The following is a 15,760-nucleotide window of genomic DNA, read 5'->3' as shown; positions in this document are numbered from 1 at the left end:
CGGGTGGGGATGGGGCTGTGGAAAACATCCGGAAAATCGCTAGCGCAACTTTCCCGTCACGCAAAGCGACCCGCTTCCGTGGAAAACTGCCGACTTGCCCACAATTGCCTGCACAGCTCCATGGTTCCACGCACAGCCTGTGGATAACGGGGACGAGCGCTACGACTCTGAGCCGAGTCAGGGCGCGCGCGCCGTCAAGCTGTTGGCATTTTCGGGATGAACGCATAAGCCCCGGCATCCACGCGCCAACGACTGCTACATCCTTTCTAGATTCTCTTCTTATTAGATAGAAGGACGGTTCCGATCCCGACTCCCGTGACCGAAAAGCGCCTGCTCGCGACCCTCAAGGGTGTCCGGCAGGACGTTCCTCCCGTCTGGCTGATGCGCCAGGCCGGACGCTATCTCCCCGAATATCGCGCGCTCCGGGCGGAGAAGGGCGGCTTCCTCGCGCTCGCGACCGATCCCGAAGCGGCGGCTGAGGTGACGCTGCAGCCGATCAGGCGCTTCGGTTTCGACGGTGCTATCCTCTTCTCGGACATCCTCATGGTCCCCTGGGCGCTGGGACAGGCGCTGAGCTTCGGTGCGGGCGAGGGGCCTGCCCTTGCCCCACCCCTGGTCGATCATGCGCTGGCGGGGCTCCAGGCGGTCCCTGAGCGGCTCGAACCGGTCTATGCGACGGTGGCAAAGGTCGCGGCGCTGTTGCCGGCCGACACCACCTTTCTCGGCTTTGCGGGAAGCCCCTGGACGGTCGCCACCTATATGGTAGCCGGCCATGGCAGCCGCGATCAGGGCGAGACCCGCCGTTTCGCCTATGCCGATCCCAAGGCGTTCGGGGAGATCATCGATGCGATCGCGGACACGACCATCACCTATCTCTCCCGCCAGATCGCGGCGGGCGTAGAGGCTGTCCAGTTGTTCGATAGCTGGTCGGGCAGTCTGTCCCCCGCTCAGTTCGAACGCTGGGTGATCGCACCGACGGCGAAGATCGTCTCCGCGCTCCACGCCCTGCATCCGGATACGCCGGTCATCGGTTTTCCGAAGGGCGCGGGCGGTAAGCTGCCCGCTTATGCGCGCGAGACCGGCGCCGATGCGATCGGCCTGGACGAAACGGTCGATCCGGTCTGGGCGCATGCCAGTCTGCCTCAGGGCTTGCCGGTGCAGGGCAATCTCGATCCGCTCGCGCTGATCGCCGGCGGCGAGGAACTCGATGCCGCGGCGACACGCGTGCTTGAGGCGCTGGCCGATCGGCCGCATATCTTCAATCTTGGTCATGGCATCCTGCAGGATACCCCGATCGCCCATGTCGAGCGCCTGCTGGCGCATGTGCGGAGAGCGCGATGAACGTCCTCGGAAACGCCTATCTCTGGGTGAAGGCGGCGCATGTCGTCTTCGTGATCTTCTGGATGGCGGGCATGTTCGCGCTGCCGCGCTACCTGGTCTATCATCAGGAAGCCCTAGTCTCTTTCCAAGAGGGGCCGGGTTCGGCCGAGGCGCAGAAATGGGTCGATCGGGAGACCAAGCTTCGCAACATGATCCTGACGCCATCGATGGTCCTGGTCTGGATCCTCGGCCTGGCGCTCGCGGCCAATGCCGGCATGTTCTCGGGCGCGGCCGGCCTCGGCTGGCTCCACGCCAAGTTTCTCTTCGTGGTGATCCTCAGCGGCTATCATGGCTGGGCGGTCGGCTATGCGCGGAAGCTCGCGGCCGGCAAACCGACCCTGACCGGCAAACAGCTCCGCCTGCTCAACGAAGTGCCGGCGATCCTCATCGCGGTAATCGTCGTCCTGGTCATCGTCCGGCCTTTCTGACGCGCTGGCCGTATCGGCAGGCCCGTGAGCGGGACGTGTTCGCTACTCCACCTGCTCCCCGGCGAAGGCCGGGGCCCAGTTGGGGGACGCTGCGATATTGACGCTGCGCCTCGCAACGACAGCCTTTCCATCTGGGCCCCGGCCTTCGCCGGGGAGCACTATGTGTGGGTGAGGCATAGTACCGACCTGTTCCGCGGCTCTGCGGAATGGCGGATACGGGAAACGTCCGGCGAAGCTCGCTTCCCAAAACACGCCTTTCCCCTCCGCGCGTCTTGACTTGAACCGGACCGGCACCTAGGTCCGGGGTTGTCGACGCGCGCGGAGCCATGTGTTCCGGGCCGCGGCACCCTCCTCCAGCATCGTCGCGTTTCCCCTTTCGCCGACAGACGCTAGCTCCCAGCACCATCCTACGTCCGGACGCCACCCATGCATCTCAAAGACCTCAAGAAGAACAAGCCGGCCGAGCTGGTCGCGATGGCCGAAGAACTCGGCATCGAGAGCGCGTCCACCCTGCGCAAGCAGGACCTGCTGTTCGCGATCCTCAAGGTCCAGGCCGAAAATGGCGAGCAGATCATGGGCCTCGGCACGATCGAGGTGCTGCCGGACGGTTTCGGTTTCCTGCGCAGCCCGGAGGCGAACTATCTCGCCGGGCCTGACGATATCTACATGTCGCCCAACCAGGTCCGTAAATTCGGCCTGCGCACCGGCGATACGGTCGAAGGCGAGATCCGCGGCCCCAAGGACGGCGAACGCTATTTCGCACTGACCCGCCTGACCTCGGTCAATTTCGACGATCCGGACGCGGTGCGCCACCGCGTCAATTTCGACAATCTCACCCCGCTCTATCCCGACGAGAAGCTGACGCTCGATCCGCAGGATCCGACGATCAAGGACAAGTCGGCGCGGGTGATCGACATCATCAGCCCGCAGGGCAAGGGCCAGCGCGCCCTGATCGTCGCCCCGCCGCGCGTCGGCAAGACGGTGCTGCTGCAGAACATCGCCAAGGCGATCACCGACAATCACCCCGAAGTGTTCCTGATCGTGCTGCTGATCGACGAGCGGCCCGAGGAAGTGACCGACATGCAGCGCTCGGTGAAGGGCGAGGTCGTGTCCTCCACCTTCGACGAGCCGGCCACCCGCCACGTGCAAGTCGCTGAAATGGTTATCGAAAAGGCAAAGCGCCTGGTCGAGCACAAAAAGGACGTGGTGATCCTGCTCGACTCGATCACCCGTCTCGGCCGTGCCTACAACACGGTCGTGCCGAGCTCGGGCAAGGTCCTCACCGGCGGTGTCGATGCGAACGCCCTGCAGCGGCCGAAGCGCTTCTTCGGCGCCGCCCGCAACATCGAGGAAGGCGGCTCGCTCTCGATCATCGCCACCGCCCTGATCGACACCGGCAGCCGCATGGACGAGGTCATCTTCGAAGAGTTCAAGGGCACCGGCAACTCGGAAATCGTGCTCGACCGCAAGGTCGCCGACAAGCGCATCTTCCCGGCGCTCGACGTCGGCAAGTCCGGCACCCGCAAGGAGGAGCTGCTGGTCGACAAGAGCAAGCTCTCCAAGATGTGGGTCCTTCGCCGCATCCTCATGCAGATGGGCACCATCGACGCGATGGAGTTCCTGCTCGACAAGATGAAGGATTCGAAGACCAACGAGGATTTCTTCGATTCTATGAATCAGTGAGCAGTGCGGCTTGCGGCATGCTGCCGCAAGACTCGCACAAGCACGGCCGGCGGGACGAAGTCCCGGTCGACGGCGCGGGCTTTGCCCGCGCCGCTTGTGTATCTGGAGCAGTCGTTTGATCCTCGAACACGCCCTCCTCACCATCAAACCCGGCCAGTCGGCCGCGTTCGAAGCCGCCATGGCGCAGGCCCGCCCGCTGATCGCCGCCTCGCCCGGCTTCCGGTCGATCGCCGTGCGAAAGGCCTGTGAAAACCCCGACCACTATCTGCTGCTCGTCGAGTGGCAGGATATCGCCAGTCATCGTGATGGTTTTCGCACGTCGGCGCGGTATGCGCAGTGGCGGGCGCTGCTTCATCCCTTTTATGAGCCGATGCCGGTCGTGACCTATTTCGGAGAGAGTCTGTGATCAATTTTGCGGATGTGTTCACTGCCGCGGGCCTTGCGACGCTCGGCCAGGTGATCATGATCGACCTGATGCTGGCCGGCGACAACGTCATGGTGCTCGGCGCCCTGGCGGCCGGCCTGCCGGCAAAACAGCGCAAGCAGGTGCTCGGTTTCGGTGTCGTCATCGCGATGATCTGCCTGATCGGCTTCGCGCTGATCGCGACCAAGCTGCTCCATGTCGTCGGCCTGCTGTTCGGTGGCGGGCTGTTGCTGCTCTGGGTCGCCTGGAAACTCTTCCGCGAGCTTCACCCGGCGCCTGCCGCCGTGCCGGTGGACGATCCCGCGACCCCGGCGGTGGAAGGCGTCAAGCCGACCAAGACTTTCCTGCGCGCCGCGATCCAGGTCGCCATTGCCGATCTCTCGATGAGCCTGGACAATGTCCTCGCCGTCGCCGGCGCCGCGCGGGAGCACCCCACGGTGCTGCTGTTCGGCCTGATCCTGTCGGTAACCCTGATGGCGGTCGCCGCAAACTACATCGCACGCCTGATCGAACGCTATCACTGGATCGCCTATATCGGCCTGGCGGTGATCCTTTATGTATCTGGATCAATGATTTACCACGGCATCGTGGATAACGACGTCGGCATCCTCCACCTGCTGGGGTGAGGGCGGGGGAGGGCCGTTACAGCACGGCGCCCCTCTCCCCCCTCTGCTCCCCGGCGAAGGCCGGGGCCCAGTTGGGGAACGACAATAATCATCGTTGCGCTACGTTATTCTGCCTTCCCAACTGAACCCCGGCCTTCACCGTGGAAGCAGGGAGGAAGAATCGAAGCAGCGTCCGGCAGGGGTCACCAGCTACCCCAGATTCTCCGCAAAAAACGCCGCCGTCCGCTCATCCGCCAGGGTCGCGGAAGCCTCCGACCGCCGCAGCCCGAACTCGGTCGCGAAACCATGATCCTCGCCGGGATAATCGAACAGCGTCACCCTGGGGTGATCGTCCAGCCCCTCATGCATGCGCTGCTGCGTTGCCTTGTCGACGAAGTGATCTTCCTGCGGCACGTGCAACAGCACCGGATGGGCGATCGCATGCTTCTCGCGCAGCAGCCCGTCGATCCCGACGCCGTAATAGCCGACGCTCGCATCCACATCGGTGCGCGCCGCGGTCATGAAGGCGAGGCGCCCGCCCAGGCAATAGCCGACCGCGCCGACCTTGCCTCCCGCGCCGAGCATCTCGCGCGCGGTACGAATCGTCGCCTCGATGTCCCTGATGCCGATATCCTGGTCGAACTGTCCCATCATCGCCAGTCCCTGCTGCAGCTCCTCGGGGATATCGGGGTCGAGTTGCGTGTCCGGCTCGAGCCGCCAGAACAGGTCGGGGGCGATGGCGAGATAGCCGTCCTCCGCCAGCCGGTCGCATTTGCGGCGGATGCCGGCATTCACGCCGAATATCTCCTGGATGACGATGATCGCCGCGCGGGGCGGGCCGGCGGGCTCGGCGCAATAGGCAGTGAAATCGCCCGTGCCGTCGAGCGTATCGATCGTGATCGTTGCGGTCATGACTGTCCTCGGCTGAAAGGGCGGCGCCCGCCCGAAATGCGTATGCTGCCGATGGGCGTTGCGATCAGGCCCAAGTCGCGCGCATACATGCGTGAAGCTTATGCAGCGCGGCCGTCGCCCGCTCAAGCGGAGATGGCCAATGAAGATCAATGTCGAAGTCGATTGCACCCCGGAAGAAGCACGCCGTGTCATGGGGTTGCCCGATTTCACGCCGGTGCATGAGAAATATATCCAGGGCGTGATGGGCGCGATGGACGGGGCCGTGCCGCCCGAGATGATCGAGAATATGATGAAGAGCTGGTCGCCGATGGGCGAGGCCGGCATGAGCTTCTGGCGCAAGATGTTCGAGACCTCGTCCAAGTAACGCCGATGCACAGCATCTTCGCCGTATCGAGCGGCGCCCCGCCTGCCGCGATCGCGATCGTCCGGCTGAGTGGGGAGGCGGCCTTCACGGCGGCGCGCGCGCTGGCCGGCACGTTGCCGCAGCCGCGCCGCGCCGCGTTGCGCGCGCTGCGCGACCGGAACGGCCTGTTGCTCGACCGTGCGCTCGTCCTTGTTTTCCCCGGACCCGACAGTGCGACGGGGGAGGACCTGGTCGAATTCCATGTCCATGGCGGTCGCGCCGTCGTCCAGGCCGTCGAAGCGGCGCTGGCGGAGCAGCCCGGCCTGCGCCGCGCCGAGCCGGGTGAGTTCACGCGGCGCGCCCTGTCGAACGGCCGCATCGACCTGACCGAGGCGGAGGGGCTGGGCGACCTGCTCGCCGCCGAGACCGAAGGACAGCGCCGCGCGGCACTGGCGATGGCTGAGGGTGCGGTGCGCAAACGGGCCGAGCAGTGGACCGATCGCCTCGTGGCACTGGCCGCGCAGGTCGAGGCACAACTCGACTTCGCCGAAGAAGATGAAGTCGATCAGGCAGCACCGCCGGGCTTCGCGGCCGAGGCGCTGGCGCTTGCCACAGAGATCGATGCGCTGCTCGCGGTGCCGCCCGTCGAACGCCTGCGCGACGGTCTGCGCGTGGTGATCGCCGGCCCGCCGAACAGCGGCAAGTCGACATTGCTCAACGCGCTTGCCGAACGCGACGCCGCGATCGTCTCGCCCATCTCGGGCACGACCCGCGATCGTATCGAGGCCCCCGTGATCCACGACGGCATCGCCTATGTCCTGACCGACACAGCCGGGCTGCTCGACGCGACACCCGACCCGATCGAACGCATCGGCATCGCCCGCGCCGAAGAAGCGATGCGCGCGGCCGATCTGATCCTCTGGCTGGGCGACGATGCGGCACCCGACCCGGAGGCGATCCGCATCCACGCGCGGTCAGACGTCGCGGGACGGCTCGCGACACCAGCCAATGCCGACCTCGCTTTGTCCGCGGCGACCGGCGACGGTATCCCCGAGCTATGGGCATTGTTGCGGAGCCGGGCCGGGGCCTTGCTCCCCCGCGAAGATGCGGTGGCCATCAACCGGCGCCAACGTGGTTTGCTGGCAATGAGCGCGGACAGCCTGCATGCCGCGAGCGGGCAGGGAGACCTGATCGTCCTCGCCGAAGACCTGCGCCTGGCCATGAAAGCGCTCGACCAGCTAGTCGGCCGAAGCGATGTCGAGGCCATGCTCGACGCGCTGTTTACACGCTTCTGCCTCGGAAAATAATGTTCCACGTGGAACGACCCATCCACACACAGGTCCGCCAGCGACCATCCGTACGTTCCACGTGGAACGTTCGAAAGATTTGGGAGCCCCCTCCATTCGAACTCCCCAACCCGTTCGTTTCGAGCGAAGTCGAGAAACCTGCCCGACTCTCGACGCTAGGACCGGCAAAAAATATTGATCGTACGCATAGACAGCGAAATCTGAAGCGCCCGCGCAAACCTTCTCCGCGCATCCGCTCCTCTGCGCGACCGTTTATTCGCCCGCCCTCGAAGGCCGACTCGCAACAGCAAGAGAGCCGATAGTGCGCATTAACCCCCGATTCCGTCGATCATCTTTGACAGCCGCCAAGCGCCCACCTAGCGAAACAAGCATGGATTTCGATGTGATCGTCGTCGGCGGGGGCCATGCCGGCACCGAAGCCGCAGCTGCGGCTGCCCGCCGCGGTGCGCGCACGGCGCTGGTCAGCTTCGACCCGGCAAAAATCGGCGCCATGTCCTGCAACCCGGCGATCGGCGGCCTGGGCAAGGGCCATCTCGTCCGCGAGGTCGACGCCTTTGACGGCCTGATCGCCCGCGCTGCCGATGCGGCCGGCATCCATTATCGCATGCTCAACCGCAGCAAGGGCTCGGCCGTGCAGGGCCCGCGCGTCCAGGCCGACCGCCGTCTCTATGCCGCCGCGATCCAGCAGATGTTGTCCGATCAGCCGGGTCTGAACATCGTTCCCGGCGAGGTAGCGGCCCTGTCGCTTGGCCCGGATGGGGCAGTTGCCGGCGTGACGCTGGCTGACGGAACCCTTCTCAACGCCCGCGCTGTTGTCCTTGCCACGGGCACTTTCCTCGGCGGCCGCATCTTTTGCGGCGAGGAACGACTGACCGGCGGCCGGATCGGCGAGTCGGCCGCCTCGCTTCTCGCGGTTCAGCTGCGCGACGCCAGGCTGCCCATGGCGCGGTTGAAGACCGGCACGCCGCCCCGGCTCGACGGCCGGACGATCGACTGGAGCCGCCTCGCCGAGCAGCGCAGCGACGACGATCCCTGGACCATGTCGCCGGTCACGCCGGGCCGGTCCTTGCCGCAGCTCTTCTGCGCGATCACCCGCACGACCGAAGAGACGCATGCGATCATCCGTGCGTCGCTCGATCGGTCCCCACTGTTCGGCGGCGCGATCGCCGGGCCGGGCCCGCGCTATTGCCCGTCGATCGAGGACAAGATCCACCGCTTCGGCGATCGTGACGGACACCAGATCTTCCTCGAACCCGAGGGGCTGGACGACGCGACCATTTATCCCAACGGCATCTCGACCTCGCTGCCGGCCGATGTTCAGGCTGCGATGATCGCCTCGATTCCGGGCCTGGAGGCGGCGCGGATCATCACGGCGGGCTATGCCGTCGAATATGATCATATCGATCCGCGCGCGCTCGATCCGACGCTTGAGGTTCGCGCGATGCGCGGGCTGTTCTGCTGCGGGCAGATCAACGGCACGACCGGTTATGAGGAAGCGGCAGGGCAGGGACTGGTCGCCGGCCTGAACGCCGCTGCCGTCGCGCTCGGTGCGGACCCGGTGGTGCTCGACCGGGCGACCAGTTATCTCGGCGTGATGATCGACGATCTCGTGCTGCAGGGCATCACGGAGCCCTATCGTATGCTCACCGCCAGGGCTGAATATCGCCTACGGCTTCGCGCCGATAATGCCGAAACCCGGCTCGGCCCGATCGCCGATGCGATCGGGTGCCTCGGCCCGGCCCGCGCCGCGCGGCTCGCCGGGCGCACCGCGCAGCGCCGCGAGATCGAGGCACTGCTCGATCAGCCGCTTTCCGCTGCGGCTGTGCTGGCCAATGGCGCGGCTGGTCCGCTCGACAGTCAGAAAAGATCGGGCGCGGAATGGCTGCGCTTCGCCGGCGTGACGATCGATCACGTCGCGCCGGGCCTGATGGCGGCGCGCGATCCGGCGCTGGTTGCCGAGATCGCGGAGGATGCCCGCTACGCGCCCTATCTGCGGCGGCAGGATGAGGAAGTGGCACAGCTTCGCGCCAATGATGCGATCACGCTACACGGCGATCTCGACTATCCCGCCATCCCCGGCCTCTCCACCGAGATGGTTGAGAAGCTCAGCCAGGTGCGTCCGGCGACGCTGGGGGCGGCAAGCCGTATTCGCGGTATCACTCCGGCTGCGCTGACCGCCATCCTGCTTCATGCCCGGCGGCGTGCGGCATGACCGAGGACGAAGCCAGGACCTGGATTCGCGAGCGCTTCGGTGCGGGAGGCGAGGGGATCATGGCCCGGTTCGCCGACCTGGTCATCGACGAATCCGCGCGCCAGAATCTGATCGCGCCGTCGACACTCGACTCGATCTGGTCGCGCCATATCGTCGACTCCGCCCAGCTGATCGGCCTCGCCGTGGAGAGTGAAGGCGACTGGCTCGATATCGGGACCGGTGCCGGTTTCCCGGGCCTTGTCGTTGCCGCGCTGACCGGGCGCCGCACGATCCTGGTCGAACCGCGCAAGCGCCGGGTCGAGTTCCTGCAAGCGGCGGCTGATGCCCTGGGCATTGCCGACCGGGTTTCGGTCGTCGCCAGCAAGGTCGAATCCGTCAACGAACCCGTCGCCGTCATCTCGGCGCGTGCCGTTTCCTATCTTGGCAGTCTGTTTACCTCTGCCGTCCAATGCAGCCGTCGCAAGACGCTGTGGATTCTCCCAAAGGGACGAACGGCGCGCGAAGAGGTGGCGGTGGTCGAGCAGACATGGCATGGTGTGTTTCACGTGGAACAGAGCATCACTGATCCTGAATCCCTCATCGTCCTCGCCAAAGGGGTGTCACGCCGATGAACGTTATTGCCGTCGCGAACCAGAAGGGCGGGGTGGGCAAGACCACCACTGCGATCAACCTGGGCACGGCGCTCGCGGCGACCGGCTCGCGGGTGTTGATCATCGATCTCGACCCGCAGGGCAACGCGTCGACCGGCCTCGGCATCAATCGCGCCGAGCGCGAGAAGTCGAGCTACGACATCCTGCTGGGCGAGATGTCGGTGACCGAGGCGGCGATTCCGACCTGCGTGCCGAAGCTCGATATCGTGCCGGCAACGGTCGACCTGTCCGGCGCGGAGATCGAGCTCGTCGAATATGAGGAGCGCACGCATCGGCTCAACCGCGCGCTCGAACGGTCGGACAAGCGCTGGGACGTGGTGCTGATCGATTGTCCGCCGTCGCTCGGCCTGCTCACCCTGAACGCGATGGTCGCGGCCAACTCGCTGCTCGTGCCGCTGCAATGCGAATTCTTCGCGCTCGAAGGGCTCAGCCAGCTGCTCAACACGGTCGAGCGGATCCGGGAGCGCTTCAACCCCGGCCTGTCGATCCTCGGGGTCGCGCTGACCATGTATGATCGCCGCAACCGCCTGACCGATCAGGTCTCGGCCGATGTGCGCGCCGTGCTCGGCCGGGTGGTGTTCGACACCGTCATCCCGCGCAACGTCCGCTTGTCGGAGGCGCCCAGCCACGGGCTGCCGGCGCTGATCTATGATTATCGTTGTGCCGGCTCGGAGGCTTATATCGCGCTTGCCCGCGAACTGATCGTCCGCCTGCCGGGCCGACCCGCTCCCGCAGAACCTGCCAGGGCCGCATGACCGACGACGCTACTGATCAGACGCCGCAGCATCCGCGGCCCAAGCCCCGCGCCGGTCTCGGCCGCGGTCTCAATGCCCTGATGGGCGATATCGCCCGCGAGGAACCGGTTCGTGGCGGCGAGGCTGCTCTCTCGACTGGGGTGCGCACTCTGCCGGTCGGCTCGCTGACGCCGCATCCGGGGCAGCCGCGCCGTCATTTCGCCGAAGCGGCGCTCGAGGAGCTGGCCGAATCGATCGCGGCGCGTGGGCTGATCCAGCCGATCGTGGTCCGCCCGCACGGCAAGGGTTATCAGATTGTCGCCGGCGAACGCCGCTGGCGCGCGGCGCAGCGGGCGCGGCTGCACGAAGTTCCGGTTATCGTCCGCGAGTTCAACGACACCGAGACGCTCGAAATCGCGCTGGTCGAGAATATCCAGCGGCAGGATCTCAACGCGATCGAAGAGGCCGAGGCCTATCACCGGCTGATCGACGATTACGGCCACACCCAGGAGGCGCTGGGCAAGCTGGTCCACAAGTCGCGCAGCCACATCGCCAATCTGCTGCGCCTGCTCGATCTGCCCAAGATGGTGCAGGACAAGGTCGTCGAGGGTGAGCTCAGCATGGGCCATGCCCGCGCGCTGATCGGTGCGCCCGATGTCGAGCAGCTTGCCTATCAGGTCATTTCCAAGGGCCTCTCGGTGCGCGATACCGAGCGCCTGGCGCGCGCGGCCAAGCCGGCCGAGGCGCGCATCCGCAGCGGGGACTCCGGCCGCGACGCCGACCTCGCGGCGCTCGAGCATCATCTCGCCGATCTGCTCGGCCTCGCCGTCCGCATCGGCCACAGCCCCAAGGGCGGCACGCTGACCCTGTCCTATTCGACGCTCGACCAGCTCGACATGCTCTGCCAGCGCCTCACCGGGGAACGAATCTAGCCTTCCGGCCGATATCCATCTATCTATCTGATAATAAAGTAAATTATCGGCATGAGCGCGGGCTGAAACAATGGCCCGGTATCCGGTTCAGCGCTGCCGCGCCGCCATCCTGGCCACCGCCACGATCGCCGACTGGGCCAGGACCGTCCCGGCATTGGCCGAGCTCATGATCGCCCGCTCCGCCAGCCGCGCCCGCTGGATCGCCTCGTTGATCTTCGGCGCCGACCAGGTCCGCAGCGCCCGCCCCGTCGACGCCCGCTCGCGAAAGAACACGCGCTCGACCACCGTCCCCGGGTTCGCACCGGCAGCAATCTCGGCCTGGAGCTCGGCCAGGGTCATCAGCCGCCGGACCAGCTGGCGCAACACCGGGATAGGCGAGACCCCGGCCTCCTCCAGCCGCGCGAGCTCGCCACCCAGCGTATCTGGATGGCCGTCGATCGCCGCCTCGATCGCCCGGCTGATCTCCGAATCGCCCAGATCGGCCCCGACATCGTCGAGCGCCGTGTCGTCCAGCTCCCGCGGGCGCTCCGGCGACGCGTCGAGATACAGTGCCAGCTTCTCCAGCTCCCGCGTCATCACCGCCCGATCCCCCCCGGTGGCATGCGCTAGCCGCGCCGCGGTGTCGCCGGTGGTGCGCAGGCCCTGCTCCCGCGCGATCGCCGTGGCGAGCTTCTCCGCGTCGCCACCCTCGGGCAGATAGCAGGCGAAACTCATCGCCCGCGGCGCACCCAGCGCCAGCTTCACCGCCTTGGACGTCGCCTTGAGCGACGGCGCGATGGCGACGACCGGATTGCCCGCCCGCTCGGAGTCGAGCAGCAGGGTGAAAGCCTCGGTGCATTCGTCGCCCGCGCCGCTGATCCGGATATGCCGAGCGCTGCCGAAAAGCGACATGGATGCCGCTTCGTCCGCCAGCCGGCCCGGATTGGACTTGAGCGTCGAGGGTTCGATATCGACTCGTTCCGCATCGGGCCCCATCGTGCGGGCGAGGCGCGCGGCGATCTCCTGCGCGCCCGACTCATCGGGGCCGTGGAGCAGATAGAGGCGGATATCGGGGCTCGCCGCATCAATCGCGGCACGGATCTGGTTGGCGTTGGCCTTCACAGCCAGTGTCTCATTTTGCGGGTTCGGCTGTCCGCTGCGCATACAGCGCGACGCGCGAGACGATCTGGTCGGCGACGATTTCCGTCAGCCGTTCGAGCGCCGTATTCTCGGCCGCGATCGTCGCATATTCGGAATTGACCACGTCTAGGCCGGCGTCGGATCCAGCAGTCGCATCGAGCAACACCGTGCCCTTGGATAGGTCAACGAGCTGGTAGCGCGCGCGCAGAGTCCGGCGCTCGCGCGAGACGCTGTCGTCGCGCCGAACGCCGAGCCCGATGATCTGGTCGTCGAGCTTGATTTCGAGCCGGTACAGCGGCGTGCCACTCGCGTGGAACCGGTCGTTCAGCGCGTTGGTCATCAGCCACCCGGCCTTGCCCTCGATCGCGCCGACCTCGACCCGAGTCAGCGCAGTCGCCACTGTGCCCGACCCGCCACCCGAATAGAGCGGATGCAGCCCGCAGCCCGCCAACGCCGGCGTCAGCGCGAGCGCGGCGATCAGCGGGAAATGCTTCATGCGACGATATTCACGAGACGGTCGAGCACGACGATTACCTTTTTGGGCGTGGCGCCATCCAGGATACGCTGCACATTGGCATTGGCCAAGGCGATCGTCTCCATCGCGTCGCGTGGCGTGCCTTTGGCGACCTTGACGGTGTCGCGCAGCTTGCCGTTGACCTGAAGCGCGATGGTCGCTTCATCCTCGACCAGCAGGCCAGGGTCGACATCTGGCCAGGACGCGTCGGCGATCAGGCCTTCGCCGCCATTGGCCGCCCAGGCTTCCTCGGCGAGGTGCGGCGCCATCGGCGATACCAGCCGCATCAGCGTCCGGATCGACTCGATCCGCGATGCCGAAGGACCGGCGCGCTCGATCGCGTTGACCAGTTCGTACAGCTTGGCGACGGCCTTGTTGAACGACAGCGCCTCGATATCGACGGCGATGCCGGCGATGGTCTGGTGAGTCTTGCGGTCGAGCGGGGTGTCGCGGGCGGTGCTTGCCTCGGTCTCGGTCAGGCCGTCGAACAGCCGCCACAGGCGCTGGATGAAGCGCCAGCAACCCTCGATGCCCGCCTCGCTCCACGGCAGATCGCGCTCGGGCGGGCTGTCGGAGAGCATGAACCAGCGCACGGCATCAGCGCCATACTGGTCGACGATGCCGGTCGGGTCGACAGTGTTCTTCTTCGACTTCGACATCTTCTCGACGCGGCCGATCGCCACCGGCTCGCCATCGGCCTTCAGCGTCGCCTTGCCGTCGGCGAGTTGCACGTCGTCAGGCCCATACCAGACGCGTTCGCCGCCTTCGCCGCGCGAATAGGTCTCGTGCGTGACCATGCCTTGGGTGAACAGCCCGGCGAAGGGCTCGGCCACGTCGAGCATGCCGATATGGCGCAGCGCCCTGGTCCAGAAGCGCGCATAGAGCAGATGCAGGATCGCATGCTCGACGCCGCCGATATATTGCGCCACCGGCAGCCATTTCTCGGCGACGGTGCGGTCAAATGGCGCGTTGCCCGGCTGGCTGGCGAAGCGAATGAAGTACCAGGACGAATCGACGAAAGTGTCGAGCGTGTCGGTCTCGCGCTGGCCCTTGCCGCCACAGCTCGGGCAATCGACATGTTTCCAGGTCGGATGGCGATCGAGCGGATTGCCGGGAATGTCGAAGCTGACATCCTCGGGCAGCACGACCGGCAGCTGGTCGCGCGGCACCGGCACCGCGCCGCACGCGTCGCAATGGATGATCGGGATCGGCGTGCCCCAGTAGCGCTGGCGCGAGACGCCCCAGTCGCGCAGGCGGAACACGGTCGAGCCCTTGCCCCAATTCTCTTCCTCGGCACGGCGGATCACGGTGCGCTTGGCCTCCTCGACGTCCATGCCGTCGAGGAAGTGGGAGTTCACCAGGGTGCCAGGGCCAGTATAGGCTTCGTCGCCCTTGAAGACAGGATCGGTCACCTCGCCGTCTGAGACGACGCGTCGCACCGGCAGATCATATTTGCGCGCGAAATCAAGATCGCGCTGGTCGTGCGCCGGCACGCCGAAGACGGCGCCGGTGCCATATTCCATCAGCACGAAATTGGCGATGTAGACCGGCAGTTTCCAGTCAGGGTCAAAGGGGTGTGCCGCACGCAGGCCGGTATCGAAGCCCAGCTTTTCCTGCGTCTCGATCTCGGCCGCGGTGGTCCCGCCGCGCTTGCACAGCTCGATGAACTCGGCCGCTGCCGGATCGCGCTCCGCCAGGGCGCGCGCGATCGGATGGTCGGCCGCCACCGCGACGAAGCTCGACCCGAAGATGGTGTCGGGCCGGGTGGTGAAGACCTCGACCTGCTCGCCGTCCGACAGCGTGAAGCGGAAGGTCAGGCCCTGGCTCTTGCCGATCCAGTTCTCCTGCATCAGCTTCACCTTGTCGGGCCAATGCTCCAGACTATCCAGCCCTTCGAGCAGCTCGTCGGCGAAATCGGTGATCTTCAGGAACCACTGGCTCAGCTTGCGCCGCTCGACCAGCGCGCCCGATCGCCAGCCGCGGCCGTCGATCACCTGCTCGTTGGCGAGCACGGTCATGTCGACCGGATCCCAGTTGACCGAGGATTCCTTGCGATAGACCAGGCCCGAGGCAAACAGGTCCAGGAACAGCGCCTGTTCGTGCCCGTAATACTCGGGCTCGCAGGTCGCCAGCTCGCGCGTCCAGTCCAGCGCGAAACCGAGCCGCTTCAGCTGCGCCTTCATCGTCGCGATATTGGCGCGGGTCCAGCCGCCGGGATGAACGCCCTTTTCCATGGCGGCATTCTCGGCAGGCATGCCGAACGCGTCCCAGCCCATCGGATGGAGCACTTCATGCCCGGTCATCCGGCGGTACCGGGCGAGCACGTCGCCCATCGTATAGTTGCGGACATGGCCGATATGGATCCGACCGGACGGGTACGGAAACATCTCGAGCACATAGGTACGCGGCTTGGCCGAATCGTCGCGCGCGGCAAAGGTGCGGCGGTCGTCCCACACCGCTTGCCATGCCGCGTCAGCCTTCAGCGCGTTGAAGCGTGACGCCATAAGGGAAAACCGA

At 66.1% G+C, this 15,760-nt stretch carries 15 protein-coding genes; 11 read left to right on the top strand and 4 right to left on the bottom strand.

Features of this window, described 5'->3' with window-relative positions; all coding sequences use genetic code 11:
* Positions 1 to 315: 315 nt before the first annotated feature.
* The 5 genes from hemE (at position 316) to AC1DT7_RS01470 (ending at position 4,541) form a co-directional block, all read left to right on the top strand.
* On the top strand, positions 316 to 1,341 hold the full coding sequence (gene hemE / locus AC1DT7_RS01490) for a uroporphyrinogen decarboxylase (protein ID WP_478033740.1): 1,026 nt from the start codon (positions 316 to 318) through the stop codon (positions 1,339 to 1,341).
* Positions 1,338 to 1,808 (top strand): CopD family protein, encoded by a 471-nt coding sequence (locus tag AC1DT7_RS01485; RefSeq protein WP_478033738.1) that lies wholly within the window; start codon positions 1,338 to 1,340, stop codon positions 1,806 to 1,808. The genes hemE and AC1DT7_RS01485 overlap by 4 nt, the downstream gene beginning before the upstream one ends.
* 426 nt (positions 1,809 to 2,234) lie before the next feature.
* Positions 2,235 to 3,491, top strand: coding sequence for a transcription termination factor Rho (gene rho / locus AC1DT7_RS01480; protein WP_332713155.1), 1,257 nt, complete (start codon positions 2,235 to 2,237; stop codon positions 3,489 to 3,491).
* A gap of 115 nt (positions 3,492 to 3,606) precedes the next feature.
* Entirely contained in the window at positions 3,607 to 3,897 is a 291-nt protein-coding gene (locus AC1DT7_RS01475) for an antibiotic biosynthesis monooxygenase family protein (protein WP_478033737.1), read from the top strand.
* Positions 3,894 to 4,541 (top strand): YjbE family putative metal transport protein, encoded by a 648-nt coding sequence (locus AC1DT7_RS01470; RefSeq protein ID WP_478033736.1) that lies wholly within the window; start codon positions 3,894 to 3,896, stop codon positions 4,539 to 4,541. The genes AC1DT7_RS01475 and AC1DT7_RS01470 overlap by 4 nt, the downstream gene beginning before the upstream one ends.
* Before the next feature lie 189 nt (positions 4,542 to 4,730).
* On the opposite strand, the gene AC1DT7_RS01465 is transcribed toward AC1DT7_RS01470, so the two are convergent.
* Positions 4,731 to 5,432, bottom strand: coding sequence for a dienelactone hydrolase family protein (locus AC1DT7_RS01465; protein ID WP_478033735.1), 702 nt, complete (start codon positions 5,430 to 5,432; stop codon positions 4,731 to 4,733).
* 139 nt (positions 5,433 to 5,571) lie between these two features.
* On the opposite strand from AC1DT7_RS01465, the gene AC1DT7_RS01460 reads away from it, so the two are divergent.
* The 6 genes from AC1DT7_RS01460 (at position 5,572) to AC1DT7_RS01435 (ending at position 11,610) form a co-directional block, all read left to right on the top strand.
* A complete protein-coding gene (locus tag AC1DT7_RS01460; protein WP_465171203.1) occupies positions 5,572 to 5,796 on the top strand; it encodes a DUF6489 family protein in 225 nt (74 codons plus the stop codon).
* A 5-nt stretch (positions 5,797 to 5,801) separates the two neighbouring features.
* Positions 5,802 to 7,082, top strand: coding sequence for a tRNA uridine-5-carboxymethylaminomethyl(34) synthesis GTPase MnmE (mnmE, locus tag AC1DT7_RS01455; protein ID WP_478033734.1), 1,281 nt, complete (start codon positions 5,802 to 5,804; stop codon positions 7,080 to 7,082).
* 370 nt (positions 7,083 to 7,452) lie between these two features.
* Positions 7,453 to 9,294 (top strand): tRNA uridine-5-carboxymethylaminomethyl(34) synthesis enzyme MnmG, encoded by a 1,842-nt coding sequence (gene mnmG, locus AC1DT7_RS01450; protein ID WP_478033732.1) that lies wholly within the window; start codon positions 7,453 to 7,455, stop codon positions 9,292 to 9,294.
* On the top strand, positions 9,291 to 9,905 hold the full coding sequence (locus AC1DT7_RS01445; RefSeq protein WP_478033731.1) for a 16S rRNA (guanine(527)-N(7))-methyltransferase RsmG: 615 nt from the start codon (positions 9,291 to 9,293) through the stop codon (positions 9,903 to 9,905). The genes mnmG and AC1DT7_RS01445 overlap by 4 nt, the downstream gene beginning before the upstream one ends.
* A complete protein-coding gene (locus tag AC1DT7_RS01440; RefSeq protein ID WP_478033729.1) occupies positions 9,902 to 10,699 on the top strand; it encodes a ParA family protein in 798 nt (265 codons plus the stop codon). The genes AC1DT7_RS01445 and AC1DT7_RS01440 overlap by 4 nt, the downstream gene beginning before the upstream one ends.
* Positions 10,696 to 11,610, top strand: coding sequence for a ParB/RepB/Spo0J family partition protein (locus tag AC1DT7_RS01435; protein ID WP_478033727.1), 915 nt, complete (start codon positions 10,696 to 10,698; stop codon positions 11,608 to 11,610). The genes AC1DT7_RS01440 and AC1DT7_RS01435 overlap by 4 nt, the downstream gene beginning before the upstream one ends.
* A gap of 87 nt (positions 11,611 to 11,697) precedes the next feature.
* On the opposite strand, the gene holA is transcribed toward AC1DT7_RS01435, so the two are convergent.
* The 3 genes from holA to leuS are packed head-to-tail and all read right to left on the bottom strand — an operon-like array spanning position 11,698 to position 15,747.
* Positions 11,698 to 12,711, bottom strand: a complete 1,014-nt coding sequence (gene holA, locus AC1DT7_RS01430) for a DNA polymerase III subunit delta (protein WP_478033726.1) — start codon at positions 12,709 to 12,711, stop codon at positions 11,698 to 11,700.
* 10 nt (positions 12,712 to 12,721) lie between these two features.
* The gene (gene lptE / locus AC1DT7_RS01425; RefSeq protein ID WP_478033725.1) at positions 12,722 to 13,225 is read right to left on the bottom strand and encodes an LPS assembly lipoprotein LptE; all 504 of its coding nucleotides are present in this window, start codon (positions 13,223 to 13,225) and stop codon (positions 12,722 to 12,724) included.
* Complete coding sequence (gene leuS / locus AC1DT7_RS01420) at positions 13,222 to 15,747, bottom strand: leucine--tRNA ligase (protein ID WP_478033723.1); 2,526 nt, start codon at positions 15,745 to 15,747, stop codon at positions 13,222 to 13,224. The genes lptE and leuS overlap by 4 nt, the downstream gene beginning before the upstream one ends.
* Positions 15,748 to 15,760: the final 13 nt, after the last annotated feature.

It is taken from the genome of Sphingomonas sp. P3_C6, assembly GCF_056402595.1.
Note: the sequence above shows the minus strand (reverse complement) of the source record. Positions and strands in the feature narration are given on the sequence as shown.